The sequence below is a fragment of the Myxococcus qinghaiensis genome (genome assembly GCF_024198215.1).
Taxonomy (GTDB): domain Bacteria; phylum Myxococcota; class Myxococcia; order Myxococcales; family Myxococcaceae; genus Myxococcus; species Myxococcus qinghaiensis.
Window position 1 is genome coordinate 250,706 of the sequence record NZ_JAKCFA010000001.1, and the last position, 26,124, is coordinate 276,829.

23 protein-coding genes and 1 pseudogene are annotated in these 26,124 nt (G+C 69.9%); 3 read left to right on the top strand and 21 right to left on the bottom strand.

Features of this window, described 5'->3' with window-relative positions; all coding sequences use genetic code 11:
* Nucleotides 1–3: 3 nt before the first annotated feature.
* The 15 genes from LZ199_RS01055 to LZ199_RS01125 all read right to left on the bottom strand — a co-directional run bounded on the left by LZ199_RS01055 (nt 4) and on the right by LZ199_RS01125 (nt 13,737).
* Entirely contained in the window at nt 4–570 is a 567-nt protein-coding gene (locus tag LZ199_RS01055) for a DUF3261 domain-containing protein (RefSeq protein WP_253991747.1), read from the bottom strand.
* Complete coding sequence (locus LZ199_RS01060; RefSeq protein ID WP_253991748.1) at nt 558–1,790, bottom strand: NAD(P)/FAD-dependent oxidoreductase; 1,233 nt, start codon at nt 1,788–1,790, stop codon at nt 558–560. The genes LZ199_RS01055 and LZ199_RS01060 overlap by 13 nt, the downstream gene beginning before the upstream one ends.
* On the bottom strand, nt 1,787–4,084 hold the full coding sequence (locus tag LZ199_RS01065) for an MMPL family transporter (protein WP_253991749.1): 2,298 nt from the start codon (nt 4,082–4,084) through the stop codon (nt 1,787–1,789). The genes LZ199_RS01060 and LZ199_RS01065 overlap by 4 nt, the downstream gene beginning before the upstream one ends.
* Nucleotides 4,074–4,682 carry a LolA family protein gene (locus LZ199_RS01070; protein ID WP_253991750.1) on the bottom strand — a complete coding sequence of 203 codons (609 nt, stop codon included), beginning with the start codon at nt 4,680–4,682 and terminating at the stop codon, nt 4,074–4,076. Before LZ199_RS01070 ends, LZ199_RS01065 begins: the two co-directional genes overlap by 11 nt.
* Entirely contained in the window at nt 4,679–5,098 is a 420-nt protein-coding gene (locus LZ199_RS01075; RefSeq protein WP_253991751.1) for an acyl-CoA thioesterase, read from the bottom strand. The genes LZ199_RS01070 and LZ199_RS01075 overlap by 4 nt, the downstream gene beginning before the upstream one ends.
* Nucleotides 5,088–6,644 (bottom strand): HAL/PAL/TAL family ammonia-lyase, encoded by a 1,557-nt coding sequence (locus tag LZ199_RS01080; protein WP_253991752.1) that lies wholly within the window; start codon nt 6,642–6,644, stop codon nt 5,088–5,090. Before LZ199_RS01080 ends, LZ199_RS01075 begins: the two co-directional genes overlap by 11 nt.
* Entirely contained in the window at nt 6,619–7,563 is a 945-nt protein-coding gene (locus tag LZ199_RS01085) for an LpxL/LpxP family acyltransferase (protein ID WP_253991753.1), read from the bottom strand. The genes LZ199_RS01080 and LZ199_RS01085 overlap by 26 nt, the downstream gene beginning before the upstream one ends.
* Nucleotides 7,560–8,297, bottom strand: a complete 738-nt coding sequence (locus LZ199_RS01090; protein WP_253991754.1) for a glycosyltransferase family 2 protein — start codon at nt 8,295–8,297, stop codon at nt 7,560–7,562. The genes LZ199_RS01085 and LZ199_RS01090 overlap by 4 nt, the downstream gene beginning before the upstream one ends.
* Nucleotides 8,294–10,009 (bottom strand): AMP-binding protein, encoded by a 1,716-nt coding sequence (locus LZ199_RS01095; RefSeq protein WP_253991755.1) that lies wholly within the window; start codon nt 10,007–10,009, stop codon nt 8,294–8,296. Before LZ199_RS01095 ends, LZ199_RS01090 begins: the two co-directional genes overlap by 4 nt.
* A complete protein-coding gene (locus LZ199_RS01100; RefSeq protein WP_253991756.1) occupies nt 10,002–10,553 on the bottom strand; it encodes a COG4648 family protein in 552 nt (183 codons plus the stop codon). Before LZ199_RS01100 ends, LZ199_RS01095 begins: the two co-directional genes overlap by 8 nt.
* The gene (locus LZ199_RS01105; protein WP_141640876.1) at nt 10,550–10,807 is read right to left on the bottom strand and encodes an acyl carrier protein; all 258 of its coding nucleotides are present in this window, start codon (nt 10,805–10,807) and stop codon (nt 10,550–10,552) included. The genes LZ199_RS01100 and LZ199_RS01105 overlap by 4 nt, the downstream gene beginning before the upstream one ends.
* Nucleotides 10,808–10,841: 34 nt before the next feature.
* Complete coding sequence (locus tag LZ199_RS01110; RefSeq protein ID WP_141640877.1) at nt 10,842–11,102, bottom strand: phosphopantetheine-binding protein; 261 nt, start codon at nt 11,100–11,102, stop codon at nt 10,842–10,844.
* Nucleotides 11,089–11,868: a lysophospholipid acyltransferase family protein gene (locus LZ199_RS01115; RefSeq protein WP_253992057.1), complete on the bottom strand. Its 780-nt coding sequence runs from the start codon at nt 11,866–11,868 to the stop codon at nt 11,089–11,091. Before LZ199_RS01115 ends, LZ199_RS01110 begins: the two co-directional genes overlap by 14 nt.
* Nucleotides 11,861–12,592 carry a beta-ketoacyl synthase chain length factor gene (locus tag LZ199_RS01120; RefSeq protein ID WP_256568691.1) on the bottom strand — a complete coding sequence of 244 codons (732 nt, stop codon included), beginning with the start codon at nt 12,590–12,592 and terminating at the stop codon, nt 11,861–11,863. The genes LZ199_RS01115 and LZ199_RS01120 overlap by 8 nt, the downstream gene beginning before the upstream one ends.
* A 596-nt stretch (nt 12,593–13,188) precedes the next feature.
* Nucleotides 13,189–13,737, bottom strand: a complete 549-nt coding sequence (locus LZ199_RS01125; protein WP_253991758.1) for a response regulator — start codon at nt 13,735–13,737, stop codon at nt 13,189–13,191.
* Here LZ199_RS01125 and LZ199_RS01130 point away from each other — a divergent pair.
* Nucleotides 13,736–15,040, top strand: coding sequence for a sensor histidine kinase (locus tag LZ199_RS01130; RefSeq protein ID WP_253991759.1), 1,305 nt, complete (start codon nt 13,736–13,738; stop codon nt 15,038–15,040). The genes LZ199_RS01125 and LZ199_RS01130 overlap by 2 nt on opposite strands.
* Here the strand turns inward: LZ199_RS01130 and LZ199_RS01135 are convergent.
* Nucleotides 14,952–16,274: a lipoprotein N-acyltransferase Lnb domain-containing protein gene (locus tag LZ199_RS01135; protein WP_253991760.1), complete on the bottom strand. Its 1,323-nt coding sequence runs from the start codon at nt 16,272–16,274 to the stop codon at nt 14,952–14,954. The two genes, LZ199_RS01130 and LZ199_RS01135, sit on opposite strands and share 89 nt — an antisense overlap.
* 162 nt (nt 16,275–16,436) lie before the next feature.
* On the opposite strand from LZ199_RS01135, the gene LZ199_RS01140 reads away from it, so the two are divergent.
* Nucleotides 16,437–16,958 carry a carbohydrate-binding protein gene (locus tag LZ199_RS01140; protein WP_253991761.1) on the top strand — a complete coding sequence of 174 codons (522 nt, stop codon included), beginning with the start codon at nt 16,437–16,439 and terminating at the stop codon, nt 16,956–16,958.
* A gap of 40 nt (nt 16,959–16,998) precedes the next feature.
* Here LZ199_RS01140 and LZ199_RS01145 read toward each other — a convergent pair whose 3' ends face one another.
* The 3 genes and pseudogenes from LZ199_RS01145 to LZ199_RS46910 form a co-directional block, all read right to left on the bottom strand.
* Nucleotides 16,999–17,604 carry a GNAT family N-acetyltransferase gene (locus tag LZ199_RS01145; protein ID WP_253991762.1) on the bottom strand — a complete coding sequence of 202 codons (606 nt, stop codon included), beginning with the start codon at nt 17,602–17,604 and terminating at the stop codon, nt 16,999–17,001.
* 49 nt (nt 17,605–17,653) lie between these two features.
* Nucleotides 17,654–20,440 (bottom strand): tetratricopeptide repeat protein, encoded by a 2,787-nt coding sequence (locus LZ199_RS01150; protein ID WP_253991763.1) that lies wholly within the window; start codon nt 20,438–20,440, stop codon nt 17,654–17,656.
* A gap of 18 nt (nt 20,441–20,458) precedes the next feature.
* Nucleotides 20,459–20,554, bottom strand: a pseudogene (locus tag LZ199_RS46910) (zf-HC2 domain-containing protein); the annotation flags it as partial.
* Nucleotides 20,555–20,586: 32 nt separating this feature from the next.
* On the opposite strand from LZ199_RS46910, the gene LZ199_RS01155 reads away from it, so the two are divergent.
* Nucleotides 20,587–21,288, top strand: a complete 702-nt coding sequence (locus LZ199_RS01155) for a sigma-70 family RNA polymerase sigma factor (RefSeq protein WP_253991764.1) — start codon at nt 20,587–20,589, stop codon at nt 21,286–21,288.
* 278 nt (nt 21,289–21,566) lie between these two features.
* Here the strand turns inward: LZ199_RS01155 and LZ199_RS01160 are convergent, their stop codons facing one another.
* Both LZ199_RS01160 and LZ199_RS01165 read right to left on the bottom strand, forming a co-directional pair.
* Entirely contained in the window at nt 21,567–22,379 is an 813-nt protein-coding gene (locus tag LZ199_RS01160; protein ID WP_323389044.1) for a phytanoyl-CoA dioxygenase family protein, read from the bottom strand.
* A gap of 129 nt (nt 22,380–22,508) precedes the next feature.
* On the bottom strand, nt 22,509–26,063 hold the full coding sequence (locus tag LZ199_RS01165) for a hypothetical protein (protein WP_253991766.1): 3,555 nt from the start codon (nt 26,061–26,063) through the stop codon (nt 22,509–22,511).
* Nucleotides 26,064–26,124: the final 61 nt, after the last annotated feature.

Below are 26,124 nucleotides of genomic sequence, written 5' to 3' on the forward strand. Positions count from 1 at the left end.
GGCTCAATCCTCCGAGAGGCGTGACTCGATGGTCAGCCGGTAGTGCTCCGCCAGGTTGACCAGCTCCGCGCGGCCCGCCCAGCGCGGCTCTCCACCATAGCGCACCGTGAGCCAGTCCTTGCCCGCGTGGCGCAGCACGCGCAGTCCCGGCGCATCCTCCAGCGTCCAGTCCGGCGGCAGGGCGGCGCGCACCGAGGCGGCCGGCCAGTAGACGTACTGGATGTCTCGCAGCACGGTGCGGGACTGGAACTGCTCGGGCACGCGTGCGTCCCGCTGCTCGTCCAGCTTCGCGCCGTCCCACTGCATGGTGAAGACGCGCTGGCCCAGGGCGAAGCCCGCGAGCTGGAGCGCCGCCGCGTCGATTTCGACGAGCGCCTCCAGCGAGCGGGGACCGCCCGGGTCCGCGTCGTGCGCGAAGCTCAGGCGCTGCGCCAGGCTCACGCTGGCTCCGAACGCCGCCGGGGCCAGCGAGAGCATGGGCAGGGCCACCTCCGGCGCCACCCGCCGCGGAGGCGGAGTGGCGCAGGCGATGAGCCCCAACAGGGCGACGATGGGAATCAGGCGGCGCACAGCTTCTCGAGCACGCCGAGCCGACGTCGGCTGTCGGCCACGAAGGGGTTCTCCTTGTCCCAGGCGTAGCCGGCCAGGATGGCGGAGATCATCCGCCGCACCTCGGGGGACGCGTTGGGGTGGAAGATGATGTCCTGGAAGCCACCGGCGTACCAGGACTCGACGAAGGTGCGGAACGTGTCCACGCCGGCCTTGAGCGGCACCGCGTAGTCGCGCTCCCAGTCCACCGTCTCGCCCGCGAACACGCGGCCGATGCACTTCGCCGCCAGGCTCGCGGACTTCACGGCGATGGTGACGCCCGAGGAGAACACCGGGTCCAGGAACTCGCCGGCGTTGCCCAGGAGCGCGAACCCGTTGCCCCACAGCGACTTCACGTTCGCCGCGTACCCGGTGATGCTTCGCGCGGGCGTGTCCCAGACCGCGTTCTTCAAGAGGTTCGACAGGGACGGGTCCTCGCCGACGATGGCCTTGAGCCGCTCGGTCTCCGTGCCCTGGAACTGCTCCAGGTACTCGCGCTTGGCCACCACGCCCAGCGAGCAGCGCCCGTTGGAGAAGGGGATGGTCCAGTACCAGACGTGCACGTGCTTCGGGTGCACCGTGACGCGAATCTTGCTCCGGTCGAAGTTGCCGCCGGAGGGCACCCGGTCCTCCACGTGCGTGAAGAGGGCGCCACGCACCGGGAAGTTCGACGGCGTCTCCAAATCGAGCAGCCGGGGCAGCACGCGACCGAAGCCGCTGGCGTCGAGCAGGAAGCGCGCCTGCACGCGGTACGTCTCACCCTCGGGCGAGCGCACCGTGATTTCAGGCTCCGCGCCGGTGACGTCCACGGACTCGACGGTGTGGCGGAAACGGAGGGTTGCGCCCATGCGCTCGGCGGCGAGCGCCAGCACGTGGTCGAACGTTCCGCGCTGCACCTGGTACGTGGTGCCCCAGCCCTTGGAGAACTTGTCGCGGAAGTCGAAGTCCGTGTACTGCTCGCCGCGCGCGAAGGCCGCTCCGTTCTTGTACTGGAAGCCCGCCTCGACGACGTCGCGAATCATCCCCGCTTCCTCGATGTACTCCATGCTCTGCGGCAGCAGGCTCTCGCCGATGGAGAAGCGCGGGAACTGCTCGCGCTCCAGGATGAGCACCTGGCGGCCCTGCTTGCGCAGGAGCCCCGCGGCCACCGAGCCCGAGGGGCCCGCACCAATGATGACGACTTCTGTTTTTTCCACCTTCACGACACGTCCTTGCCAGGAGGCAGTCTGCAGCAGGGCGTGAGCAACCAGATGGTGACTTCGCCCAGCAGCATGGTGAGACCGAAGGAGCGCAGGGCCGGAGTGGCCGAGAGCCCCAGAAGACCGAAAGAGAGGAGGGTGCTCACGCCGGCGAGCGCCACCGCGAGCCATGCGGAGCCCTCTCCGGGGTGCTCCAGCATGAAGATTCCGTAGTCCACGCCCATGCCCAGCAGCAGCATCAGGCCCAGCACGCTGAAGAGCTGGAGCGGCTCGCCCACCCAGCCGAACACGGCCAGCGTGACGAGCGTGCCCACCACCGTGGGCAGCCAGGCCCGCCACGCCTGTCGCCGGAAGCGCGCGACGAGCAGCAGCAGCACCGCGACATAGCCCAGCAGGATGAGCCCGCCCATGAGGCGCCGGTAGCGCTCCAGGAGCTTGGAGATCTCCTGCGTCTTGTCCACCCACCGCACGCCCTCCAGCCCCTCGGCGGTGTCGGCGAGGCGCGGGAGCATGGACGGGTCTGTCAGCCCGCGCAGCATGACGATGCTGAAGTGCTTCTCCCCCAGGCGCCCCAGCCACTGCTGCCGGATGGCCGCCGAGGCGGGACTGGCGAGCAGCCGCTCCGGGGTGAGCACGTCGTCCGCGAAGCGCGCGCGGGTGGGGGCCTCGCCCGTCGCCTGGGCCACCGCGGCCACCGCCTGGGCCTCCGCGCTGGCGCTCAGCTTCGCGTCCGCGCGCTGCTGCTCCGCGCTGGGGAGCCAGTCCGACACCGCGCGGTAGCCCACCAGGAACTTGTCCGTCACGAGCGAGTCCAAACGCGCCTTCAGCGCCGCCTCGCGCGCGAGCACCTGCTCCTCGTCTTGCCCTCCCACGAGGAAGAACTGGGCGGGGCTGGGCAGGCCCAACAGGCGCCCCAGCTCACGCTGGTCGGAGATGAGGTGGGCGGGCGCGCTCTGGAGCTGGCGCAAGTCATCGCGCGTCTGGAGGCGCCACAGCCCGCCGATGATGAACAGGATGAGCGCCGCCGTGCCACCCCACCACGCGCGGTTGGACGCGAAGCGGGGCCAGCGCGAGAGCGACGTGGCGAAGCGCCGGGCGAAGGCCGTCTCGGGCAGCGCGCCGGTGTCCAGCGTGGGAAACCAGCAGGCCACCGTCAGGAACGCGCCCACCAGCCCCGTGGCGGAGAACAGCGCCATCTGCCGCAGCCCGGGGAAGGGCGCGACACCCAGCGCCAGGTACGCCACCACGCTGGTGAGCAGCGCCAGCACCATGCCGGGCAGCAGGCTGCGCATCAGCGGCCCGCGCTCGGAGGGAGGCTTGCCCTGGCGCGCGGCGAAGTAGTGGAAGCCGTAGTCCTCCGCCACGCCGACCAGGCTGGAGCCGAAGACGAGGGTGAGCAGGTGGACCCGCTCGAACACCAGCGCGGTGACGCTCATCGCCACCGCGCAGCCGATGCCCAGCGACACGCCCACCAGGACGATGGGGCGCACCGAGCGGAACGTCAGCCACACCAGCAGGAGCACCGCCACCAGCGAGCCGATGCCAATGGTGGACATCTCGTCGCTGGCCTGTGACGCGGCGGCCTCCGCGTACAGCGGCACGCCCGCCGCCACCAGCCGGCCTCCAGGCACCTGGCTCGTCACCGCGGCCCGTGCGCGGTCCACCACGGTGGTGATGTTTCCGTCGGCCCCCAGCGCGAAGGCGGACACCTGGCTGTGCCACGCCAGCAGCACCCACTCGCGGCCCTCTCCGGACAACCAGAGCCGGCCGTCACGCGGACGCGCCGTGCTCTCCGACGCGCGCGCCGCCCACCAGTCGGGCCACAGGCCCAGCGGGTCCGCCTCCCAGTCCGTCAGCCGGGGGCCCGCGGGCTGATACAGCTTCATCAGCGCCGTGCCGCCCAACTCCTCCGCCGTCGCTCGCGACAACCACGTGCGCTGCGCGGGCGTCAGCAGCCTGTCTCGATACGGGCGGTACAGCTCCAGCGCCGCATCCAGCGAGGACGCGTCCAGGGCGGAGGGCTTCAAGAGCGAGGCATCCTTGGACAGCTCCGCCGTGACGAGGTCCGCCGCGCGCTGGGCGGACTCCCAGTCCGGCGCGCCCACCAGCAACACCAGCTCCCGGCCCGCCTGGTCCGCGAGCTTGCGCGTGGCGGCGTCGACCTCGGGGGCCTGCTCGTCCTCCGGCAGGAGCGCCAGGACGTCGGTGTCCAGGCGCGCCGAGCGCCAGAACTGGACCTGGTGCGCCCCCACGGCCAGCACCACCAACAGCCAGAGGATGGCGGCCTTATTTCGCAAGACGTCTTGCTTCCGCGTCACTGGGGGGAGGCGTCTGGCTCAGCTTGTCGAACTGGATGACGCTGGTGTCGCCCCGCGCCTCGTCCAGCTTGACCTGCCGCACGTACGTGTCTCCCTCCAGGTGGATGCTCTTGAAGACGCGCGCGAGGCCCGCGTCCGTGGGCGTGAGGGTCAGCTTCCAGCCCGCCGTGCCCACCAGCTCGCCCTCGACGCGGAAGCGCTTGGACAGCGCGGCCACGTCTCCGGACAGGAGCGCGAACATCACCTCGTTCACCGCCGCCAGCCCCGGCTCCTTGCTCGCGTCCAGGTGATAGGCCGCGGCTCCCGTGCCCTGCTCCGCGCTCAGCGACTTGCGCGTCAAGGTCAGCGTGGACGCGAAGGGCTCCCGCGTGTCCCACAGCACGCCCTGCTCCCGCGACAGCAGGAAGGCGCCGCGCGAGACGAGCGGCTTCTTGAAGCCGGACACCGTCTTCTTCTGCTCGAAGTCCCCTCGCAGCAAAGGCACGTCCGCCAGCCGGGCGCGGACGTCCTTCACCACGTCACCGGCGCTGGCCGTCGAGCCCACCAGCAGCATCCCCAGCAAGAGCGCGCGCTTCATTCGGGCTTCACCCCCAGCCGCTGCCAGAGCACCGGCGGACAGATGTACTGGAGCTCCTTGGTGGCCATGGACACGGCGACCTGGACGGTGTGGGCCTGGTTCACCTTGCGGCCCGTGGACGCGTCCCGAATCACGTAGTCGATGCGCAGCCGGTTCTCCCACTCGGTGATTTCGGCGCGAATCTTCAGCGCCTTCCCGTAGAGCGCCGGCTGCACGTACTTCAGCCGCATGTCCACGACGGGCCAGGCGAAGCCGGACGCGAGCATCTGCGGGTAGTCGTAGTCGAACTTCGCCAACAGCGCGCAGCGCGCCAGCTCCAGGTACTTCACGTAGTGGCCATGCCAGACGACCTCCATCAGGTCGATGTCATGGAAGGGCGGCGACAGCTCGATTTCATGGCTGAGGTCAGGCTTCATAGAGCCCCCACTCGCGGGCGCGGATGGCCCCCAGCAGCCCTTGCAGCTCCTTGTCCAACGCTCGGTCCTCCACCACCAGCGGGATTCGCTGCTCCAGGTCGGCCTGCATCGACGCAAGAGACGGCGCCAGATTCATTTCTTGAGCAATCCGGCCGCGCAAGCTGATGCCCTGACGCGCCGCGATGAGCATCGCCGCCACCACCTGCTCGGACAGCTCCAGGACCCGGAGGCAGTCGCGCGCGGCGATGGTGCCCATGCTCACCTTGTCCTGGTTGTGGCACTCGGTGGAGCGGGAGAAGACGGACGCGGGCATCGTCTGCTTGAGGGCCTCCGCCGTCCACGCGGAGACGCTGATCTGCACCGCCTTGAGGCCGTGGTTGATGGCCGCGCGGGGTCCGGTGGAGCCGGAGAGGTTGGAGGGCAGCCCGTGGTTGTAGCGGGTGTCCACCAGCAGCGCGAGCTGCCGATCCAACAGGTCCGCCACGTTGGCCACGGCCGTCTTGAGCCCGTCCATGGCGAAGGCGATGTGCCCGCCGTAGAAGTGCCCGCCGTGCAGCACCCGCTCGCTGTCGGGGTCGATGAGCGGGTTGTCGTTGGCGCTGTTCAGCTCGTTCTCGATTTGCGTCCGGAAGAAGGGCAGCGCGTCCTCGAGCACGCCAATCACGTGGGGCGCGCAGCGCAGGGAGTAGCGGTCTTGAAGGCGCTGCTCGTTGCGGCTCGGCCTGTCGGTGGCCAGGTCCAGGCGCAGGCGCGCGGCCACCCGCTGCTGGCCCACGTGCGGCTTGAGCGCGAACAGGGCCTCGTCGAAGTGGTGCGCGTTGCCGGCGCTGGCCACCACGTTGAACGCGGTGAGCCGCGTGGCCAGCCGCCCCAGGTACTCCGCGCGCTCCCACGCCAGGCACGCCAGGGCGGTCATCACCGCCGTGCCATTCATGATGGCCAGGCCTTCCTTGGGCCGCAGCTTCAAGGGCTTCAGCCCATGCCGCGCGAGCACCTCCGCGGCGGCGTGCCGCTCACCCCGGTACCAGACCTCGCGCTCCCCGCAGAGCACCGCCGCCACGTAGGACAGCGGCGTGAGGTCGCCACTGGCGCCCACGGAGCCCTCGGCCGGAATCAGCGGGAGGATGTCGTGGCGCAGGAGCAGCTCAAGCTGCGTGAGCAGCCCCAGCCCCACGCCCGACACGCCCTGGGCGAGCGAGGCCAGCCGCGCCGCCAGCACCGCGCGCGTCTCCTCGGGCGTCAGGAACCGTCCGGCGCCAATGCCGTGGTAGGCGTAGAGGTGGTGCGGCAGCTCGGCGACCAGCTCCGGGGGAATGGAGACGGTGCACGAGTCGCCGTACCCCGTCGTCACGCCGTAGATGTTCCCATCCTCGGCCAGGAGCCGGTCCAGGAACTCCGCGCCCCGGGTGATTCTGCGCTGGAAGTCCGTGGACGTGCTCAGCTCGGCGTCACGCTCGCGGCGCGACAGCGATGACACGTCTTCAATGGCGAGCCGGCTCCCATCGAACCGGACCGCGCGTTCATTCTTGATTCCTGGCGGAGGCATTCGCCTGATCCCAAAAGGGAAAGAAGTTGAACCAATCGAACGGAGCGCGCTTGAGCAGCGCGGTCACCCGCTCGGCATAGTGTCGCGCGTGGCCCGTCAACGCGGCCGCGCGCTTGCCCCGGGGGAGCTCGACTCGCTCGGCCAGGCGCTCGAAATGGATGGTGTACCCACCGTTCTCGTGGATGCACCCCAGCAGGTAGAGCGGGCACTTGAACAGCGAGGCCAGCACGTAGGGGCCCACGGGAAACGCGGCCGGGTGCCCCAGGAAGTCCACCTCCACCGTCTGACTGGCCGTGACAGGCACCCTGTCGCCGGCAATCACCACGAACCCGCCCGCGGCCACGTACTTCTCCAGGGCGACGGCCGTCCCCGGGCCCATGTCCGTGACTTCCACCAGCTCGAACGCGCTGTCCGGATTGAGCCGCTTGAGCAGGCGGTTGAACTGCTCGGCGTGGCGGGTGTGGACGAGGATGTGGAGCTTCACCTCGCCGCGCTTCTCCGCCATGGCACGGCACAGCTCCAGGCAGCCCATGTGCGCGGTGACGATGACGCCGCCCTTGTTCGACTTCACCACCTCGTAGAACTGCTCGCGGCCCTCGGTGTGGACCTGCTCGAAGCGGTACCTCCCGCTGACGGCCAGGAGCTTGTCGAGCATCGTCTCCGCGAAGGCCACCATGTGGCGCAGGCTGTCCCTTCGCCCCGGCTTCCGTCCGAGCGCGCCCGTGGCCTGCTCCACCCGCGTGAGGTACTGGAGCGACGCCTGGCGGACCACGGGGCGGCCCAGCCAGTGCACGAAGACCACCGGGTACAGGCAGAGCCGGAACGGCCAGCGCCCCAGCAGCCGGTGGACCCAGTACAGGAGCCAGATGCCGAGCACGAAGGTGCTCTCGCCCATCTCCGCCCAGTGCCGCGACTTCATCCGGAGACCTTCCGCCACAAGAGCAGCGGCAGCCGCAGCAGCATCCCGAAGAAGAGCTTCGCGTGCATGCGGGAGATGCGCACGTTGTCCCAGAGCACGTCGAAGTGGGAGATGCCGTCGGTGGGGTAGCGCACCTGGGTGGGCTGGTTGAGGATGCCCACCCCGCGCCAGTACAGCCGGACGATGACCTCCACGTCGAAGTCCATGCGCCTGCCGATGCGCACCGAGTCGATGAGCGCGAGCGTGGGCGCCAGCGGATACACGCGGAAGCCGCACATCGAGTCGCGGATGGCCAGCGACAGCGTGTTGATCCACACCCAGATGTGCGTGGCATAGCGGCCGTACAGCCGGCCCTTGGGCACGGACTCGTCGTAGACGGGCGTGCCGCAGATGATTTTTTCGGGAGACGCGGCCGCCAGCTCCACGAAGCGGGGGATGTCCCGGGTGTCGTGCTGGCCGTCGGCGTCGATCTGCAGCGCGTGGCTGAAGCCGGAGGCCTTCGCCGCCCGGAAGCCCGCCATCATCGCGCCGCCCTTGCCCTCGTTCTGGGGCAGGCGCACCAGCTCGATGCCCGTCTTGTCCGCCTCCGCCAGGGTGTCCAGCACCTTCGCGCAGCCCGGCTCGCTGCCGTCATCCACCAGCACGCACGGCAGCCCATGCGCGCGCACGGCGTCCACCACCGCGCCCACCGCCTCGCCGTGGTTGTAGACGGGAATCACCACGCAGACCTTCATCCGCGGACCTCACCGAGCAGGATTCGGCCGCTCCCGTGGGTGCCGGCCTCGGAGGTGAACTTGAACTGGAGGCTGCCCTTGGCCTGCGTCCAGGTGAGCTCCAGGGTGAGGAGCGTCTCGGGGACGATGAGCTGCTGGAACTTCACCGCCTCCATGCGGACGAACTCGGGCGGCAGCGTGAACAGCTCCCGTCCCAACTGGAGGGCCCACTCAATCTGCGCCACGCCGGGCAGGATGGCCTTCTCCGGGAAGTGGCCCTTGAAGTACGGCAGGCTCGCGGGCGTCTCGATGTGAAGCACGGCGCGGTCCTCCGTCTGCTCCAGCACCCGCAGGGGCGGGCGGCGGGAGTCGAAGAGGGCGACGAGCGCGGCCTCGGTGGATTTGCCCTGGGCGTTGACTGGCATCGCCTCCAGATACCGGAATCGACGCGGAAGGACACTGGGCTCGAACTGGGAAGCCAGGTGCTTTCGGAGGGCCTGGTTCAGGAAGTGCTTGCCGCTGTCCGCGTGGAGGTGCCGGCCGGTGGGGCCCAGCACGGCCACCACCCCCAGCGTCAGGCGGTTTGCCTCGGGCAGGGGCACCACCCGCGCCTCGCGCACCAGGTCGCTCTCCAGCAGGGCCCGCTCCATCGCGCTCAGGGAAACCCGCTTCTCCTCCAATTTGAGCAACCGGTCCGCGCGTCCCAGGAGCTCGAAGCCCTCCGGCAGCAGCCGGGCCCGGTCCTCCGTCTGGAACCAGCCCCCATCCGGCAGGTGGGCGGAGCGGACCGCCAGGGCGTCGTTCGTCAGGCGGACCTCCACGCCGGGCATCGTCCTCCAGCTCAGCGCCTCGTCCCGAGTGCGCTGGCGCCAGGCGATGCCCCCGGTCTCCGAGCTGCCGTAGACCTCCACGGGCGCCTGCCCGAGCAGCGCGCGACAGGCGTGCAGGGCGTCGCCAGGCAAAGGCCCTCCCGAGGAGAACACCGAGCGGAGGTTCCCCCGCACGCTCGCCCAGTCCAGCGTGTCCGGCAGCCGCTTGAGGTGGGCGGGGCTGGCGATGAGCGCCGCCGGCCCGTGCGACAGCTCCGCGACGATGTCCTCGGGGTACGGCAGGCTCCGGGCGAGGAACGACCGGCCCGACGTCAGCGGCCAGAGGACCCGGAACAGCAGGCCATAGATGTGCTGGTGCGACACCGTGGCGAGCACCCGGCCAGCGCCTGGGCCGGGACTGGCCCCGAGCCGGGCGTCGAAGAGGTCCGCCAGCGTGGCGACCTCCCGCGTGAGCTGCCCCAGCTGCTTGGGGATGGCCGCGGGCTCTCCGCTGGAGCCGGAGGTGTAGACGACCAGCGCCTGGGCCTCGGAGGAGAGCGGCGCCCACTCCGCGCGCGGCGCGCCCTCCTGGAACTTCAGGAGCTGGGTGGAGGAGGGAATCTGGCCCGCGAAGCCGTCCACCTCGCGGCGCAGGCGCTCGCGTGTCGTGGGTTGGACCTCGGCGGGAAGGTAGACGCACCGGCCCGCGTGCCAGGCACCGAGCAGGGCCGCGGCGAACTCGAAGGTGTCCTCGAAGTAGAGCGCGAAGCGCTTTCCCTCGTGTCCCTCGCAGGCCGCGCGCCAGCCGGAGGCCCGGGCCTCCAGGTCCGCGAAGGTGAGGACCTGCCCCTCGCGAAACGCCACCGGGAAGTCGGCGGGGCGTCCTTGGGTGAGGAGGTGTTCAATGGCGATGCGCTCAGCCATGGGCGTGACTTGCCCTCACGCGTCGGCGCACCAGCCACTCCCCGGCGAAGAGCACGCCCATCAGCCCATAGGCGATGAGCCCGTTGTACAGCGCCCACGTCGCGTCACTGGCCCACAGCGCGGTGCCCAGCGCGATGCTCCCGTTGACGACGAAGAAGCCGCACCACACCTGCGTCACCCGCCGCGTATAGGCCACGCCGGAGGCAGGCAATTCCGGCTCGCGCAGCCTGGCCAGGCGCTCGATGACGCTGGGCGGGTAGACGAGGCTGGTGGCGAAGACGGCGAGCAGCATGGCGTTGACGAGCACCGGATAGAGCTTGAGCGGCAGGGCGTGGTTGCCCAGCATGCTGGTGCCCGCGAGGACCAGGGCCCCCGCAGCGGTGACGAGCCAGACGCGCTCGCGTGTGGCCACGGCCCGCACGACGGCCATGCCCACCAGGGGCACCGCCATCCAGCGAGGCTCGAAACGGCCCAGGCCCCAGTACACCAGCAGCGGATACGCGAGGCTCAGCACGCCGAGCAGCGCGGGACGCAGAAGCTTCACGCCGCCACGGATTCGTCGAGCAGGCTGTGCAGGGCGTCGACGACGTCCTGAATCGTGCGGACCGACTTGAAGACCTCCGGCGGAAGCCGCTTGCCCGTCACGGGCTTGAGCTTCACGAGCAGGTCCACGGCATCGATGCTGTCGATGTCCAGGTCGTCGCGGAGGCGGGCCTCGGGGGTGATCCGGGCCGGGTCGATGTCGAAGGTGTCCTGCAGGAGCGTGCGCAGGTTCTCGAAGAGCTGGGTCTTGGTCATGTGCATATCCCCCTCGAATGGGTGGTGCGGGTGCTCAGGACTTGCGATGGGCGCTCACGAAATCCGCGAGGGCGCGCACGCTGGCGAAGTGACGACGGTTTTCCTTGGAGTCGCTGGCCAGCGCAACCCCATAGGCCTTCTGAAGCGCCAGACCGAGCTCCAGGGCATCGATGGAATCGAGCCCCAGCCCCTCGACGAACAGCGGCGCGGCCGGGTCTATATCCTCCGGCTTGAGGTCCTCGAGGTTCAGCGTCTCGATGACCAGCTTCTTGATTTCCTGCTCAAGCGCCTGCATGGCGTTGTGTCTCCGTGGAGAAGTAGTCGTGCAATCTCTCGGTGAGATGGCGGGCGGCGAGGGCCTCTCCGTGGGCCTCTTCGACCAGGGACGACACATGGATGTCGTCTCGAACCACGATGTTGAACTTCATCCGGGTGGGCGCCACGCGCCACCACGGCCGCCCCTTGGTGAGCGCCAGCGGCGCGCACTGGATGGTGACCGGGGTGATGTCGCAAGGGCCTCGCACCGCGATGTTGGCCGCCCCGCGCTGCAGCTTCATGGGGCCGGACTCGGGCGTGCGCGTGCCCTCCGGGAAGATGATGAGGTTGTTGCCCGCCTTCACGGACGCGATGCAGGCCTCTACGAGCTCCGGGCCGGAGTCATTGCAGAGGTAGCCGGTGGCCTCGATGGGCCCGCGCATGAAGGGGTTGTTCGCCAGGCTCGCCTTGACCACGCAGTCCGCGTTGGGCACCAGGGAGATGAGGAACACGACGTCGATGAGCGTCGGGTGGTTGGCCAGGATGAGCAGCCCGGGGCGCGCCAGCTTCTCCACGCCGTCGATGCGGTAGTCCAGGCACCCCAGGAAGCGCATCAGCCCGACGAAGAAGCGGAACGAGTGGTGCACCGCCAGGCGCGCCAGCCGGGTGCGCCGGGGCTTGTTCCTGACCAGGAGCGACAGCAGGGGGAAGAACAGCACGCGCAGCGCGATGCCCCCCACGCCGAAGGTGGCGAAGGAGATGCCCGTGGCGATGACCCGCCAGCCGCGCTCCAGTCGCTCAAGCATCACGGTGCCACCGCCAGAGTCGGGAGCCGGTGTGGTGCTCGAAGCGCGCGTCCCCCGAGACGAGGAAGCGCAGCACGGACAGCTCCTCCGGAAGCACGTCCCCGGAGGCCCGCTCCGGCGCGCCCGTCGAGGCACTGCAAGAGAGCTGGTAGGTGGCCCCGTCGCCGGCGGGCCGCAGGCTGCACGCCCACGCGTGCGGGAATGACACCTGCTCGGGGAAGTGCGCGAAGGGGGCGGGGCGGGGCTCGTCATAGACGACGACGAGGACCTCCGGAGCGCCCTCGGACAAGAGCCCGCACGCCTCCACGAAGGCCGCCTCCACCGTCTCCGCCCCCGCGGCCACCGCGCTCTGCGCCGTCAGGTCACCCCGGGCGATGGAGTAGAGCGCGCCAATGGCGTTGTGCACCGACAGGCTGAAGGACGTGGGCGACAGCGGGGTGGCCTGGGCCAGCTGCTCCAGCAGCTCCACCGAGCGGCCCATGTCCCCGTACCGCGACGCGAACACCATGGGACGCGGAGGGGAATCTCCCTGGCACGTATAGGCCGCGTGCAGCGCGATGCGACCCAGCCGGTCCACCCGCCGGCGCATCATCGCCGGCATCTCGGTCAAGGGCGGAGCGCCTTCGGCCGGAAGCGGATGGGGCTGCGAGAGCCAGGAGCGCCAGGCGTCGTGCCCGACGAGCCCGGGAGCCCACGCGGCCCAGTGGTGGACGGAAAAAACCATGGTGGCGGGGAAGAAGGCGGGTGCTGCGTGCGGCGGTCCTCTACCAAAGCATCATATACGAGACAATTGGCTCAAATGGGCCATTGCCTCTGGGGACGAGACAAGGGGCCTCCGCATTCATGCTACGCCGCGCCCGCACCCGGCTGAGAGGGGTGGCGCGGCGCTCCCGCTCGCATGGCCGGTGGGGAAGAGGCCTCGTTGGACCCCGGAAGACCCCGGCGCGCGGGGCCGGCGCCGTCCTCGATTCCGCTCTGAACGCGGCGCTCATCCGAGAGGGGGCGCCACTCGCCAACGGGGCTCGACCAGGCAGGGTGGTAGGGGGTGGGATTGGCTTCTGGCGGTTTTCCCCTGGTGCGCTTCCTACCCGGGCGCGGCGCCGGGTTTCCCGGCCGCGACTTCCTAGGGGCTCATTGCTTCCGCCAGGAAGGAATCGAGCGGCGGGCTGTGGCTCGCGAGGCAACGGGCGGCGCCGCGACGTTGCCTTCGGGTCCACGCGCGAGACGTGGGCCCGGGCGGGGCGGGCCGTCCCCCGCTGGTACGCCACTTGAAGATTGTGGGCGGGCGCCGTTTGTCCTGGGGAGGGCGTGGAAAGACGTTCAATCCCGGGCGTTGAGGATGTGTTGGAGGAGCTGGCGGGAGATCTGGAGCAGCTTCGCGGCGCCGCGCACGCTGCCGCCGGATCTGGCGAGGGCCTCGTCCACGAGGGTGTCCCGGACCAGGCTCTCGAAGTGATGCAGCGGCACCTTGCCGGCGCTGGCCCTGAGGGCCGGGGTCAGCTCCGGAGGGCGCGCCAGCGTCTGGGTCCACACGGCTTCCAGCCGCGCCAGGTCCAGCGGCTTGGGGACGAAGGCGCGCACGCCACTGGCGGCCAGTCGGAAGGCCTGCTCGGCCGTCGCGCTGCCGCTGATGGCAATGACATACGGCAGGGGCTCCACCGCGAGCAGGTCGTCCAGGAGTGAGTCGCTGGTTCCGTCCGGCAAGCTGACGTCCAGGAGCACCGCGTCGGGCGGTTGGGTGCGCAGGACCTCGCGCGCGGCGGCGAGGGTGGTGACGTGAGTGATTCGTTCAGCGCGGGATTGAAGGACGTCTTCGAGCACGCGCGCCAGGCTGACCGAGTCCTCTATCAGCAGGAGGTGTTGGACCATGGCCATACAGGAAAGCATAACACGCAAGGTCCTCATCGACGCGTCCAACGAGGGCGAGGTGCTGGTGAGCGCGGTGCGCATCATCTTCTGTGCGCTCGTCCTGGCGCGCTTCCTGGCGCTGGGAGGCGTGGCCGCGGATGGAGGTCTTCCCGCGGCGGTGCTGGAGCTGGCGCTGTTGCTGTCGGGCATGACGCTGTCGGTCGTGGCGTTCTGGGCGGGGAGGCGACGCCTGTTCGGTCCCCGGCTGCTCGTGGCCTCCGCGCTCCTGGACGCCGTCGTCGCGCAGGGCACGCTCCTGTCCACGCTGTTGTGGCACGGCCCCAGCTACACGGGCCTGCTCCGGATGCCGGACCCCTCCGCCGTCATCGCGGTGGTGTTCATCACCGCGTTGCGACTGTCACCGCGTGTGGCGTGGGTGGGCACGGGCGCGAACCTGTTGTTGCTGGGGGGACTCATCGCCCTCGACTTCCGGTTCAACGCCAGCCATGTGACCTATGGCCTCTCCGAGGTCGCGCTGCTCGTCATCTTCGTCGGCAGCGCGGGGAGCGTGGCCGCGATTGCCTGTGGCGTGGCGCGGCGGATGGTCCTCAAGTCCGGCGCGGAGGGGGTGCGCATCCGGCGGGCGCGGACGAACCTGAGTGTCATCCTGCGCGAGCACCACGATGCGAGGACTCTGCTGTCGGCGGCGCGGCTGCGCGCGGACCTGCTCCTGAGGGACCCGGGAGGCGCCTCGTGCTCGCGGCATGTGCAGGGGCTGGCGTCCGACTTGCGGGAGCTGTGGGAGTTCGTGGAGAGCGTGAAGTCACGCGCCCTGGGCGAGCTGGCGATGATTGACGAGGCGACCCCCGTCGAGGTCTCCACCACCTTGCGGAACGCGGCGGCCGTGGTGCAGACGCGCTACTCGCATGTGCGAATCCTGCTCGGGCCCGGGGCGCCGGAGGGACATGGGCCGCGCGTCTGGGTGGTGGGCGGCGAGCGGGGGCTGGCGCACGTGGTGACGAACCTGCTCGTGAATGCGTGTGAAGGGGATGGGCAGCGTGGGGCGGGCACCGTCCAGGTGAGCGTGGAGCCGGAGGGCGGCACGCGGAACATCCTGCTGCGGGTGAGTGACGACGGGCCGGGCTTCCGGGCGGGGCTGCTGGACGGGGCGCGGCCGACGGGAGGCACGACGAAGTCGGAGGGCTCGGGCCTGGGGATGCGGCTGGTGGGCGGGCTCATCGAGGCGAGCGGAGGGACGCTGCGCGCGTCGAATCTCCCGGGAGGTGGGGCTCGGGTCGAGGTGATGCTCCTCGCGGGAGGGTGAGCGCCGTGGCCCGCCACCGCTTCAAGTGGACGAGCGCCAGGCCGAGGTTCGCGACGAGCAGGACGGACATCGGCTCGCGGGTGTCCTGCTGGAACGTGGGAAACAGCTTGAGCACCACCGCCAGCAGGGAGCCGAGGGCGAGCACGCTGACGCAGTGACGCGCCCAGCGCTCGGAGCGCTCGTTGCCGAAGGCGATGCCCAGGCCGAGGGGAAGCAGCGCGAGTGACAGGGGATGGGCCAGCCACTGGTTCTCATTGCGGCCGAAGTAGGGGTGGACGGAGCCGAGCATCAGGACGAAGCCGATGGCACCCGCTGAGCCGAGCGTCGCGCCGACGAGCGCATGGTGCAGACCGAAGGCGATGCGGAAGGCGCGGCGGTGCGTGGCTGCGCGAGGCACCGCGAGCAGGAGCAGCGCTCCCGCCGCGAAGAGGGCGAAAAGCCCGCGCGTCAGCGAGGAAGGACCCGGCGCCAGTGGGGGCGGGCGGGTGGTGGTCATGTGCTCGTCGCGACTGCTTTTCACGAGCGGCGTCGAGGTGCCGTGCTCGTCCGTGAAGGAGCCCTCCGCGAGCGCCTGGGCCAGCTCCACGGGAAAGGCGGCCTCCTCCCACCGGGTCATCGGGGCGTCCACCGTGTCGCTCGTCCAGAGCATCAGCGCCCACTGGAACAGGGGAACCTCGCGCGTGTAGCGGCGGAGGTGCTCGCGGTAGGTCAGTGAAGCGGGGTCCGCGAGTTGGACGCGCAATGCGCCGCCCAGGGCTTCGTCGAGTGCGTCCCGCAGGCGTGTCGCGCAGTTGCCTCGCAGCGGGTCATACGCGTACTCGCGCGTGGCGGGATTCACATCGCGTTCCAGGCGCGCGAGGAGTCGGCGTCGCTGCTCCACGGGCAGGTCCAGCTCCTGGAGGAGGATGGAGCGACCGCGTGCGCGATAGAGGAAGAACGAGTGCTCCACCGAGAGCCGGGCAGCCCAGTATGTGGGGCGCTCCAGGAGGTAGCGCACCCCGGAGGCGGGCCCGTAGGACGTCACGCCGTAGCTGTAGAGCACCTCGGTGCCCAGCCGCGTGTCCTCCACCCGGATGGCGATATGACCGAAGCGCTCCTGGACGTGCGGGCCGGGCCCGAAGGTCACCACCTGGATGCGCAGCGCCTCGGGCCGTGAGCCGAAGTCCTCGACGGGAGCGGCGAGGAGCGGAGTGCTCCAGAGCAACCCCAGGAGCAGTGTCGCGAGTCTTCCCATGGGCGCGGAGGGTTCCACTTCGCTGCCATCCGGGGCAGGGCAAGAAATCTGGCAGTGGGCAGCCTTCCCGGTTCGCGGCACCTTGGCTTCGCTTCGTGAGCGAAGCGGCCTTGTTGGCCGCGCCATGCCCGCGAGAGCGACCCACCCCTAGAGGAGACGACGATGAACGCTGCCCTTGTCCCGAGTGCGATGACGCCCCGCTTTGTTTCGACCCTGACGGCGATGTTGGCCGCCGCCATGCTGTTCCTGCTGCCCGGGATGGCGCACGCCGAGGACGGAATGCGTATCATCACCAAGCTTCGCATCACCGTCGCCACGGGCGGAGACGACCTGCGCAATGCCAGCCATGCGGTGGCCGAGATCAAGTACGTGGGGCTGTCCGGCAATCTGCTGACGGCGAGCATCAACCTGAACAACGGCGCGGGCTGGGGGAACTGGTCCACGCACACCGTGACGATGACGACTCCCTCGGGCATGCTGCTCGCCAACGTCGAGGAGTTCAGCATCCAGTTCACCTCCGGCCAGCCGGACATCTTCAGCACGGGCGACAACTGGAACATGAACGGCATCACCGTGACGGCCATCCTCGATGACTCGACGGAGGCCGTCCTCGTCCAGCGGTCTGGCAATTACCTTCACCGCTTCTGGAGCGACCACGACACGCGCTGGGCCACCGCGCTCTGATACGCGCCAGGCCAAGAACATCCTGGCCACGCGTCTCGTTTCAGCGTCGGGCCTCTCCAGGGACATTCTGGGTGGGGCCCGACGGCTCGCTCCAATCCCAGGCCACCACGGCCCACTCGTCCGTCGCGTCGCGGTAGGTGTGCAGCGGCTTGAAGCCCACGCGCTCATGGGCCCGCATGGAGCGCGTGTTCCGGGTGGAGACCTCGGTGACGAGCAGGTCGAAGCGCTCGCGATACAGCTCGCGGTGCTTGTCATAGAGCTGCTCGAACAGCCCCTTGCCGCGGTGGGCCTTGTCGATGCAGACCTGCCCCATGACGTAGAACCGCTGCTCTGTCAGGGGACGGCCCTGGTACTCCAGCGTGTCCAGCAGGTCGAACATGGGGACGAGCAGGGGCATCAGCGCGCGACACTCCCGGGGCATCGTCAGCGCGTAGCCCACCAGCTCACCCTCGTGGCTCGCGATGATGCTGGGCGCCAGGGCGTGCATCCGCTCCAGGGCGGATACGTCGTGCTCCACGGTGACGAAGCCCTGCGCGCGCATCTCGTCCGTGCTGATGGCTTTCGGCAGGTTCTTTCGCTGGAGGTCGAGGATGCGCGGCAGCTCCGTGGGGCTGCGCACCGACGTCACGTCATAGGGGCTGGCCATGGCGTGGGGAGGATAATGGAGTCCTGGCGCACATGTCTTCCCCGTCGCTTCAACGGGAGCCGGGCACGTCGTGGGTCGCCAGCCACTGGGAGACCGTCTTGAACTCGTCCTCACGGGACTTGAGGTTGCCCTGGTTGTAGGCCTGCGCGGCGGTGGCGAGTCGCTGCGCCCGCTTGCGGTCTCCGGAGGTGCTCACCAGCGCCCGCGCGAGCGCGAAGCGCGCATCGGATTGATGGTCCCGGTCCTTCTCGGAGGTCAGCCGCTCGAAGAGGAGGACCGCGCGCTCCAGGAGGGGAAGCGCCTTCCGAGGCTGCTGGAGCCCCAGGTAATCTTCGCCGAGGCACTTCAAGTCCCTCGCCACGAGGGCGCTGTCGGGCCCGGAGGTCTTCTCCGCGATGGCGAGGGCTCGCTGGTGTGTCTTCAGTGCTTCGTCGAAGCGCCCCACGGAGGACTGCACCTCTCCCATCTTCGACAGGGGCACGACGAGGTCCGCGTGCTCCGGGCCTTGCACCTTGTCGCGGATGCGCACGGCCTTCTCGTAGTGCTGGATGCTCTCCTCCGGGCGGTCCGCTTCCATCAGGAAGCCCCCCAGGTTGAAGTACACGCTGGCCGTCGGCTCGCTTTCCTCTCCGTAGACGCGCGCATTGATTTTCAGGGACTCACGTCCGTACTTCAGCGCGCTCTCGTTGTCGCCGAGCCGCACGCTGAAGACCGCCAGGTTGCTCAGGACGGTGGCCAGATAGGGATGCTCGGGGCCATAGGTCTTCCGATAGACGGCCTCCGCCTCGAGCAGGTAGCGCAGGCCCTCCGAGTGTCGCTCGAACTCGTAGAGGGCATGGCCCATGGTGAGCAGCGCCGTGCCCAGCTCCGGGTCGTTCCCGGTGTAGAGCTTCCGGGCCAGCTCCACCGCCCGCTCGCTCGCGGCCAGGGCCTCCTCCCGCCGGCCCCGGACGCGGTGCAGGCTGGCGAGGTTGCGGAAATACCTCGCCTCGATGCGCGCATCGCCTCCCAGGCGTCTGAGCGCCGCTTCCGCATGGGCGGGGGCCATCCCGTCGGGGTCCACCTCCGGGCCCACCAGGCTGAGCAGGCGAATCATGCCCGCCCACGACTCGGCGGCCTGCCGGTCATGTCGGCTCGCGGTGGCCACCTGGATGGCCTGGTGCAACGTCTTGATGCCTTCGCGGTGGGCCAGGTTCTTTCCCTGGGACTCCGCGAGCAAATCCAACACCTCGGCCTCCAGCGGGCCGTAGCCCAGCGCGTGGGCCTCGCGGGCCACCTCGGTCGCGAGCTTGAGGGCGGGGGCCACCTGCCCGGCGGTGAGCTTCGCGCGGACCTGCGCGCGCTGCGTCCGGATGGCCTCCATGTGCTTCTGGCTCGCCTCGTCGGTGGGCGGCGGCTCCGGCGCGGCGAGCGCGGAGAGGTTCGCGCAGACCGACAGGTTCTCCAGGCCGTGCACCATGCGTGACGCGTTCTGGATGACCTGTTTGTCGGCGGTCGCCAGCGTGTCCGCGACGGCGCCCAGGTCCTTGAGGCGCTGGTCCAGGCAGATGATGCGTCGCTCCAGCAGGCGCTCCGTCTGCTGGCCCTTCACGCGCGTGGCGACGCAGGCCTCGTGACTCTCCGCCACCCAGGTTCCCGCATAGCCATCCAGCGTGTGCTCCACCTCGCTCCAGGCGCCGGCGGCATAGGGCAGGGCGCTGCCGGTGAAGACCGCGCGCACCGCGGCCTTGCGCGCGGGGTCCCAGACTCCGATGAGCGCCTGCTCGCTGCCCGCGCAGGGGTCTCCGGAGGTGGAGCGGTGCAGGGCCGCGCCTCCCGCCAGGAGCAACAGGCCCGCGCTCGCTGCGAGGACGGCGCGACGCCACGTCTCCCCTGGAGCGCGGGAGAGCCCGCGCAGCAGCGCGTCCATGGACTCGTGGCGTGCTTCAGGCGCGGCGGACAGGCCCCGGAGAATCACCTGATGCACCCAGGCGGGGACGTCCGAGCCTTGAGACGGGCGCGGGCCTGACGCGGCGCGGGGCACGTCTGGCGGGGCCTTCGCCACCGCCTGCGTGACGAAGGGCCGCTGGCCGTAGAGCGCCTCGTGGAGCGCGACGCAGAAGCTGTACTGGTCGCTGCGCGCGTCGGAGGGCTCGCCGCGCTTCTGCTCGGGAGACATGTAGGCCGGCGTCCCCAGCACTATGTCGGAGCGCGTGTGCCACTCCGAGCGCAGGGGCGCGGGCGCGGCGGCGCCTGGCGGGGTGGGCGTGTCGTCGATGCCCTCGACGATGCGCGCCAATCCGAAGTCGGTGATGCGCACCCGGCCGTCCTTGCCGACGAGCGCGTTGTCCGGCTTGAAGTCGCGGTGGACCAGTCCCTGCGCATGGGCGGCGGCGAGTCCGCGTCCCGCCTGCATGAACAGGCTCAGCGTCTCACGCCAGTCGCCGCGCCCCTTGAGCGAGCGGATGCGCGCGCGCAGCGTGGTGCCGTCCACCAGCTCCATGGCGAGGAAGACATGCTCGCCGAAGCGGCCCGCGTCATGGATGGTGATGACGTTGGGATGGATGACGCGCGCGGTGGCCTGGGCCTCGCGCAGCAGCCGGGCCTGCGCGCGCTCCAATTGCGCGGGGGTCGTCGAGTCGATGCGAATCAGCTTGAGCGCGACGCGGCGGTCCAGCTCCGGATCATACGCCGCGTGGACGATGCCCATGCCTCCCGCGCCAATGCGCTCCAGCACGACATAGCGACCCATCAGGGCGCCCCGCTCGAGCCACGACAGCGCCACGCCGGTGGGCGGGGACGAAGGTGGGGACTCCGGGCTTGCTTCCCCGTCCTCCGCGCGAGCCGCCTCCGCCACGAGTGCTCGACAGGAGGCGCAGGAATCAAGATGCTGTTCCACCTGGCGCGTCGCTTCGGCGTCCAGTTCACCCTGTGCGAAGGCGAAGAGTCGTCGCGTCTCGAGGCATTCCATTTCGCCGGCGACGATAACCGACGGGGGCGGTCATGACGATGAATGGCGCCGACCATGAAGACGATGTGGCTTTCGCGCGAGCCTGTGCGCGCGGAGACACCCAGGCGTTCGCGGAGTTCGAGGCGCGCTATACGCCGCAGCTCCGCAAGGCGTTGCTGCACAGAGGCCTGGAAGTCTCGGTGGCGGACGAGGCGCTCCAGGTGCTGCGCGTGAAGCTTTTTCTCCCCAGCGGCGAGCGAGCCCCGCGCATCGCGGATTACGAGGGACAGGGTGCACTGCTGGCATGGCTGCGTGTCGCCGCGCTGCGCATCGCGCTCAACCTGATGCGGGAGCGAAAGATTTCGTTCGCCCTGGATGACTCCAAGCTCGTGGAAACGAGCGCGCAGGAGGTGGATGCGGACCGGCGGTTCATCCAAGAGCACTACCGCGAGGACTTCGCGGCGGTGTTCCAGGAGGCGCTCAAGGCGCTGGAGCCTCGGGCTCGCACGCTGCTGCGCCTGCATCTGGTGGAAGGGCTGGGGACGGCGCAGATTGCCCGCGCGTATCAGGTGGACCGCTCCACGGTGAAGCGGTGGCTGGCCCAGGCGCGGGAGCAGTTGCGCGATGATGTGCGCCAGCGCCTGGCTGCCCGCCTGGGCGAGGACTCCCAGGGGCTCACCAGCCTGCTGAGGGTGCTGCAGAGTCAGTTGGACTTGAGCATCCGCAGCGTGATGAGGGACGCGACGCCCTCGTGAATCCTCCGAAGGATTCGAAGGCGGAAGTGCTGGGAAACCAGGGGGTTGTGACGCGGGAGGAGATTCGCTCGCGAGAAATGCGCCACCTTTTCGGGGGCTGTGTCTCCAGGGAGATGCACCCCGGAGCGTGCCTTGTTTCCTCACACCCCACGCGCGGGTCCGGGGCGGGCTGAGCGTTGCGGTTGGGATTCGAGGGGAGCGTGGAGCCGACCCGCGGGGGGTGGCTCCACGCTCCCTGTTCGAACGCCGCGACGGGGTTCCCGGAAGCTTCAGCTCCGTCAGGGCGTGTCGAGTGCCTGGCGAATCGCTCGGGTGATGGGGAAGTCGTCCTCTGCGTTGCCGTCGAGCGTCATGGGGCCCACGGGGAACAGTGGCGGCTGCGCCATGAAGCGCGGCCGCGTGCCCCGGTGGGGCTGCGCGGCGTGCACGATGAAGGGATGGCACAGGTAGACGGTTCCCGCGTCACCGCTGGCCAGGGCTTCCGGACAGGAAGCGGTTGCGTCGAGCCTCTGGGCGAGCTCCATGAAGCTCAGTCCGGTGTCGCCTTCCGGGGCGAGGAGCCTTGCGATCTGCTTGTGGGAGCCGATGCGGATGCGCGTGGGGGCGTCCTGCTCTCCGACGTCTGAGAACAGGAACAGCATGAGGAGCGCGCGGCCCCGCGAGGCGACATTGGAGCGCCACTCGAAGAAGGAGCCGGTGCCTCCATCTGGGGGCGGGAAGCTGACATCGACGTGCCAGCCATCGTCGCCGGGGTTCTCTGCGCTGGGGAAGCGGACGGGAAAGGAGCCCAGGCTCATCCGTGGAGCCCATCGGCCGGGACCGACGAGCTGGTCGTACGCGGCTCTCAAGCGTGGGGTGTTGGCTGCTTGTCGGAAGGGCTCCTGGACATATTCGCCGAGCCGGATGACGGGACGTGTCCAGGTGGCTGGGTCGTCTGGGGAACAGCCCGTGTCGCGCCAGAGGATGTCGCGAGCGGCGTCAGCGACCTGTCTGGGAAAGGCGTCATCGAGCCGGACAAAGCCTTCCTCGATGAACCGCTGGACCTGGGCATCACTCAGGACAGACATGGGGGCAGGGTGGGGAGTGGTCATGGATAGCGCCGCGACGAATGAGGTTCGTTGGACCTGACAGACTCAGCCGTACTACTTCACACTTGGAGCGGCTTCTTCCCTGACACAGGGGGGCAGGCCGCTCCGCCCGGTGGCGTTGGCGCAGCGGTCCTACGCGGAGGGTGACACCTGCTCGCGAGGCGGAAAGATGGCCTGTGCGGCACCTGAGACCAGCGGAGCTGCGTCCTGCTGGAGCCGCGCGAGCCGACCCAGGCGCTCCGGCGTCCAGCCTCGCCCCGGAGCCGCGTCGCGCACCAGGCACCACACCGCCACGCGCCGGGCCTCCGCGCTCCCGCTCGCGGTGAGCCGTGCCTCCACGGCTTCCAGCTCGCCCACGGGCAACGTGTTCACCGCGACACGGCACGCCTCCAGCGCATCCGCATGCAGGTGGCCTGACTCGCCCATGTGGGCCAGCCGTTCGGCCAGCTCCAACGGAGCCAGCGCCGCCGTGGCGCACCGCACACGCAGCGGCGCCAGGCGGCTGTCCTTCGAGAGGACCCGCTCGGCCGCGCGCGCTGCCAGCATGTAGCTGGCGCGGGACTTCACGTTGTGGCCCAGGAGCTGTTCCAGCGCCACGGTCAACGCGCGCCGGTCCGAGGCCACTGCTTCCAACATTCCCTCCAGCCGCTCCAGGTCTCGTTCATTGGAGCGATGGAGCAAGGCTCGCATGGCCGCGCTCACCTCGTCATCGTAGGGCGATGCCAGCCGAGCCCCACAGGCGGAGAGGAAGGTCCGCTCGACATCCTTCACGGCGAGCCACGCCGCGCGCTGAAGCAGGTCGATGCGCGCCTCCGGCTCGGGCCGCGCCAGCACCCGTCCGAGCAGGGCGGACAACTTGCGGTCAGAGACCTCGGTGAGCCGGTCCGCGGGTACGTCGCCCAGGCGCGCGGCCATGACCCAGTCGGCGTCCTCCACCGCGCGGGTGAAGACAGCCCACGTGGGCTCGCGCTCCAGGTGGTCCCAGAGCGCGCGCAGCATGGCGATGCGCACATCCCGGTGCAGACGCATTCCATCCAGCTCCACGAGTCGCTCGTAGGCGGCGTCCGCGCGCAGCTCCCCCAGCAGGCGCACCACCTCCTTGGCGACAGTGACCTTGGTGAGCGGGACACTGGCCAGCAGTGACAGCACGCGCCCGGGAGGCATGCCGTTGAGCGCACGTCGCAGCCCGTAGATGGCGACCCGCGCGCGGGCATCCTCCAGGCAGCGCAGCAGCGTCGGCACACCCTGGCCCTGGTCGCACCGCGACAGGACCTGGATGGCCTTGTCCCGCACCGCGAGCCGCGCGTCATCCACCAGCGCGCACAACCCTTCCATCGGCGCCCAATCCACCGCCGCGAGCGTCACGACGCCCCACAGCACCGTCGGCGTGTCGCGCTCCGGGTCCTCGACCAGCCGGCCCACCGCGCTCGAATACAGGGCGCTCTGCTCCGACGTCCACCGGTAGAAGCCGTTGCTGTTGAACACCAGCAGCCAGCCGGTCTTCGCCGTCGCGAAGCGGCCCTGGACGACGGGCGCGCCCAGGTAGGGCGTCAGCAGGTCCTGCCTGCGGCGGTGCAGGTACGTGTGAACGACGGGAAAGCAGATGACGCTGGCATCCGACTTCAGCAGCCGAGGCAGCAGCCCGTCAAAAGCCGACCACGCCCGCAGCCGGAGCACCGTCAGGGCGGAGTGCGCCTCCTTTCCCAGGTTGAGCGCCACACGCTCCAGTCCGGAGATGAGCTCGGGATGCAGCGGCCGCGCTGCCTCTTCCGAGTGGGCCAGCGCGGTGATTTCGGCGAGCCAACCCCGGTCGAAGAAGCGTCGGACCATGGTGCCCACGGTGGACTCGAAGCCCGCGCGGTCGTGCTTGGACTGCCACTGGGCCATTCCCAACGCCAGCAGGGACCAGGGCGTCTTGTCGCGAACGGACACGATGAGCTCAGGCAGGCCCGGCACCAGCCGCACCCGCGCGCCCAGGCTGTTCACCAGCGCCAGCAGCGGCCCTCCACGCTCGCGCTGCGCCCAACCCCGGGCGATGCCCATGAGCTGAGGCGCGGCGGCGCGCACTTCGTCATCCGTGAGGAACTCCCCCAAGCGGGTGTTGAAGAGCTGGCCGCGCTCCTTGAGCAGGGTGGCCAACCACGTCGCACCCCAATCCGGCGCCCTGGCGAAGGTGCGCAGCAGCAGCGTCTCCGCGAGCTCCGCGGTCCGATAGGACAGGTCCGCCGCATCCAGCGCGTCGCGCAGCATCCGGCCCACGGCCTCGGTGTGCTCGTGGCGCCACACGCGACGAGGCCACAGCACGAGTGCCTCCAACATCGCCGCGCGCACGGGGTCCTGCTCGTTCTTGCGTGCCAGGACCAGGGGCAGGGCACGGTCCACCAGGGCCGGCTCGTCGGCGCGCAGGCCGGGGATGGCCAGCAGCGAGGCCAGCGCCTCGGCGCGCACGTTGCCCTCCGGGTGGCCCAGATGGGACTTGAGGGCCGCTTCTGCTTCGTCCCAAGGCAGCAGTCGTGCGTACTCCATGCGCTGCAGGGGCCGGGTGCCCAGGGCGACGACCTCGTGGAGATGCCGGCGCGCCTCGCGCTCCCGCAGGTCGATGGGCAGCGCGGTCAACGTGGCCAGGGGGATGACGCCCTCCGCATTCCTCGCGGCCACGCTCCAGCGCGCATGGACGCGCTCTCGCTCATGGGGGGCGAGGAGGGAGCGGAGCAACGGAGCGCCCCAGTCCGGCGCCACATCCACCGCCGAGGCCCAGGCCTCGACCACGGCGCGACGGGCGGACTCGGAGAGCCGGGTCAGCAAGGTCTTGGCGTCCCCCAGCGTGATGGGGGCGCGGCGAACGAGCCACACGAGCGCCTCCTCGCTCAACCGCGGCGCGGCGCGGGCGAACTGCTTCTCGAAAACGGGAGCGTGCTCATGTCGCTGGAGCAGCGCCACGGCGGCCTGGGGCCGATGAAGCACCAGGCACTGCCAGGCGTAGGCATCGGGGTGGATGTGGCGGGAGAGCAGCAGCTCGAATACTTCCAGGGCCGCGTCGGGAGCCTGGTCGGCGATGCGAGGCAGGTACGCCTGGAGGTACATGCGCGTCACCGGGTCGGGCTCGCCCGTCACGGCCTTCAATTGCGAGCAGAACACCTCCGCGAGGATGCCGGGAGCGTCGTGCGCCAACCGGTTCCAGAAGCGCATGCTGGGGCGCGTGAGTGCGCGGGGGAGGTGGCGGCGGATTCCTTCGGGGGTCGCCCAGGGGACGGCGTCAGCGAAGTCGGGTACGTCCGCACCGATGGCCAGCCCGTCGAGATACGCGTCGATGACGCCCCTCCGCCCGAGCCGCACGAGGCCGCGGAGGAGTCCTTCCTGGCGGCGAATGGCGCGCGCCATCTTCAGCGCTTCCAGCGCCTGCGGGTCGTCACAGGCCAGGGGGACAAGATGGTAGGCGAGTGAGCGGACGCGGGCGGACACGTCGGTGGTGGCGGAGAGCACCTGCCTTCCATCGCGCAGGCTGTACTGAGCGAAGAGGGCGAGCTGCCGGTCATGGGCATCACCCTGAGACAACTGCCCAAGGACCTCGTGGACTTCGGGGTCCTTCAGTGCGAGGCGGCCCAGCTCGACCATCCGGTGGACGCGAGCATCGTGGTGGGTGACGGATAGCTCGGTGCGCAGGTCGGAGAGGCGGGTCTCGTGCATGGACGCGGGAGACTGGCCGACGTTCCCCGGCCTGACAACCCCAGCCCAAGCGACCCGACGC

What these genes read in the sequence shown, in the direction of transcription:
- LZ199_RS01070 (WP_253991750.1), bottom strand. Translation starts at nt 4,682, where the DNA reads ATGAAGCGCGCGCTCTTGCTGGGGATGCTGCTGGTGGGCTCGACGGCC.
- LZ199_RS01075 (WP_253991751.1), bottom strand. Translation starts at nt 5,098, where the DNA reads ATGAAGCCTGACCTCAGCCATGAAATCGAGCTGTCGCCGCCCTTCCAT.
- LZ199_RS01080 (WP_253991752.1), bottom strand. Translation starts at nt 6,644, where the DNA reads ATGCCTCCGCCAGGAATCAAGAATGAACGCGCGGTCCGGTTCGATGGG.
- LZ199_RS01085 (WP_253991753.1), bottom strand. Translation starts at nt 7,563, where the DNA reads ATGAAGTCGCGGCACTGGGCGGAGATGGGCGAGAGCACCTTCGTGCTC.
- LZ199_RS01090 (WP_253991754.1), bottom strand. Translation starts at nt 8,297, where the DNA reads ATGAAGGTCTGCGTGGTGATTCCCGTCTACAACCACGGCGAGGCGGTG.
- LZ199_RS01095 (WP_253991755.1), bottom strand. Translation starts at nt 10,009, where the DNA reads ATGGCTGAGCGCATCGCCATTGAACACCTCCTCACCCAAGGACGCCCC.
- LZ199_RS01105 (WP_141640876.1), bottom strand. Translation starts at nt 10,807, where the DNA reads ATGACCAAGACCCAGCTCTTCGAGAACCTGCGCACGCTCCTGCAGGAC.
- LZ199_RS01110 (WP_141640877.1), bottom strand. Translation starts at nt 11,102, where the DNA reads ATGCAGGCGCTTGAGCAGGAAATCAAGAAGCTGGTCATCGAGACGCTG.
- LZ199_RS01115 (WP_253992057.1), bottom strand. Translation starts at nt 11,868, where the DNA reads ATGCTTGAGCGACTGGAGCGCGGCTGGCGGGTCATCGCCACGGGCATC.
- LZ199_RS01120 (WP_256568691.1), bottom strand. Translation starts at nt 12,592, where the DNA reads ATGGTTTTTTCCGTCCACCACTGGGCCGCGTGGGCTCCCGGGCTCGTC.
- LZ199_RS01130 (WP_253991759.1), top strand. Translation starts at nt 13,736, where the DNA reads ATGGCCATACAGGAAAGCATAACACGCAAGGTCCTCATCGACGCGTCC.
- LZ199_RS01125 (WP_253991758.1), bottom strand. Translation starts at nt 13,737, where the DNA reads ATGGTCCAACACCTCCTGCTGATAGAGGACTCGGTCAGCCTGGCGCGC.
- LZ199_RS01135 (WP_253991760.1), bottom strand. Translation starts at nt 16,274, where the DNA reads ATGGGAAGACTCGCGACACTGCTCCTGGGGTTGCTCTGGAGCACTCCG.
- LZ199_RS01140 (WP_253991761.1), top strand. Translation starts at nt 16,437, where the DNA reads ATGAACGCTGCCCTTGTCCCGAGTGCGATGACGCCCCGCTTTGTTTCG.
- LZ199_RS01145 (WP_253991762.1), bottom strand. Translation starts at nt 17,604, where the DNA reads ATGGCCAGCCCCTATGACGTGACGTCGGTGCGCAGCCCCACGGAGCTG.
- LZ199_RS01155 (WP_253991764.1), top strand. Translation starts at nt 20,587, where the DNA reads ATGACGATGAATGGCGCCGACCATGAAGACGATGTGGCTTTCGCGCGA.
- LZ199_RS01160 (WP_323389044.1), bottom strand. Translation starts at nt 22,379, where the DNA reads ATGACCACTCCCCACCCTGCCCCCATGTCTGTCCTGAGTGATGCCCAG.
- LZ199_RS01165 (WP_253991766.1), bottom strand. Translation starts at nt 26,063, where the DNA reads ATGCACGAGACCCGCCTCTCCGACCTGCGCACCGAGCTATCCGTCACC.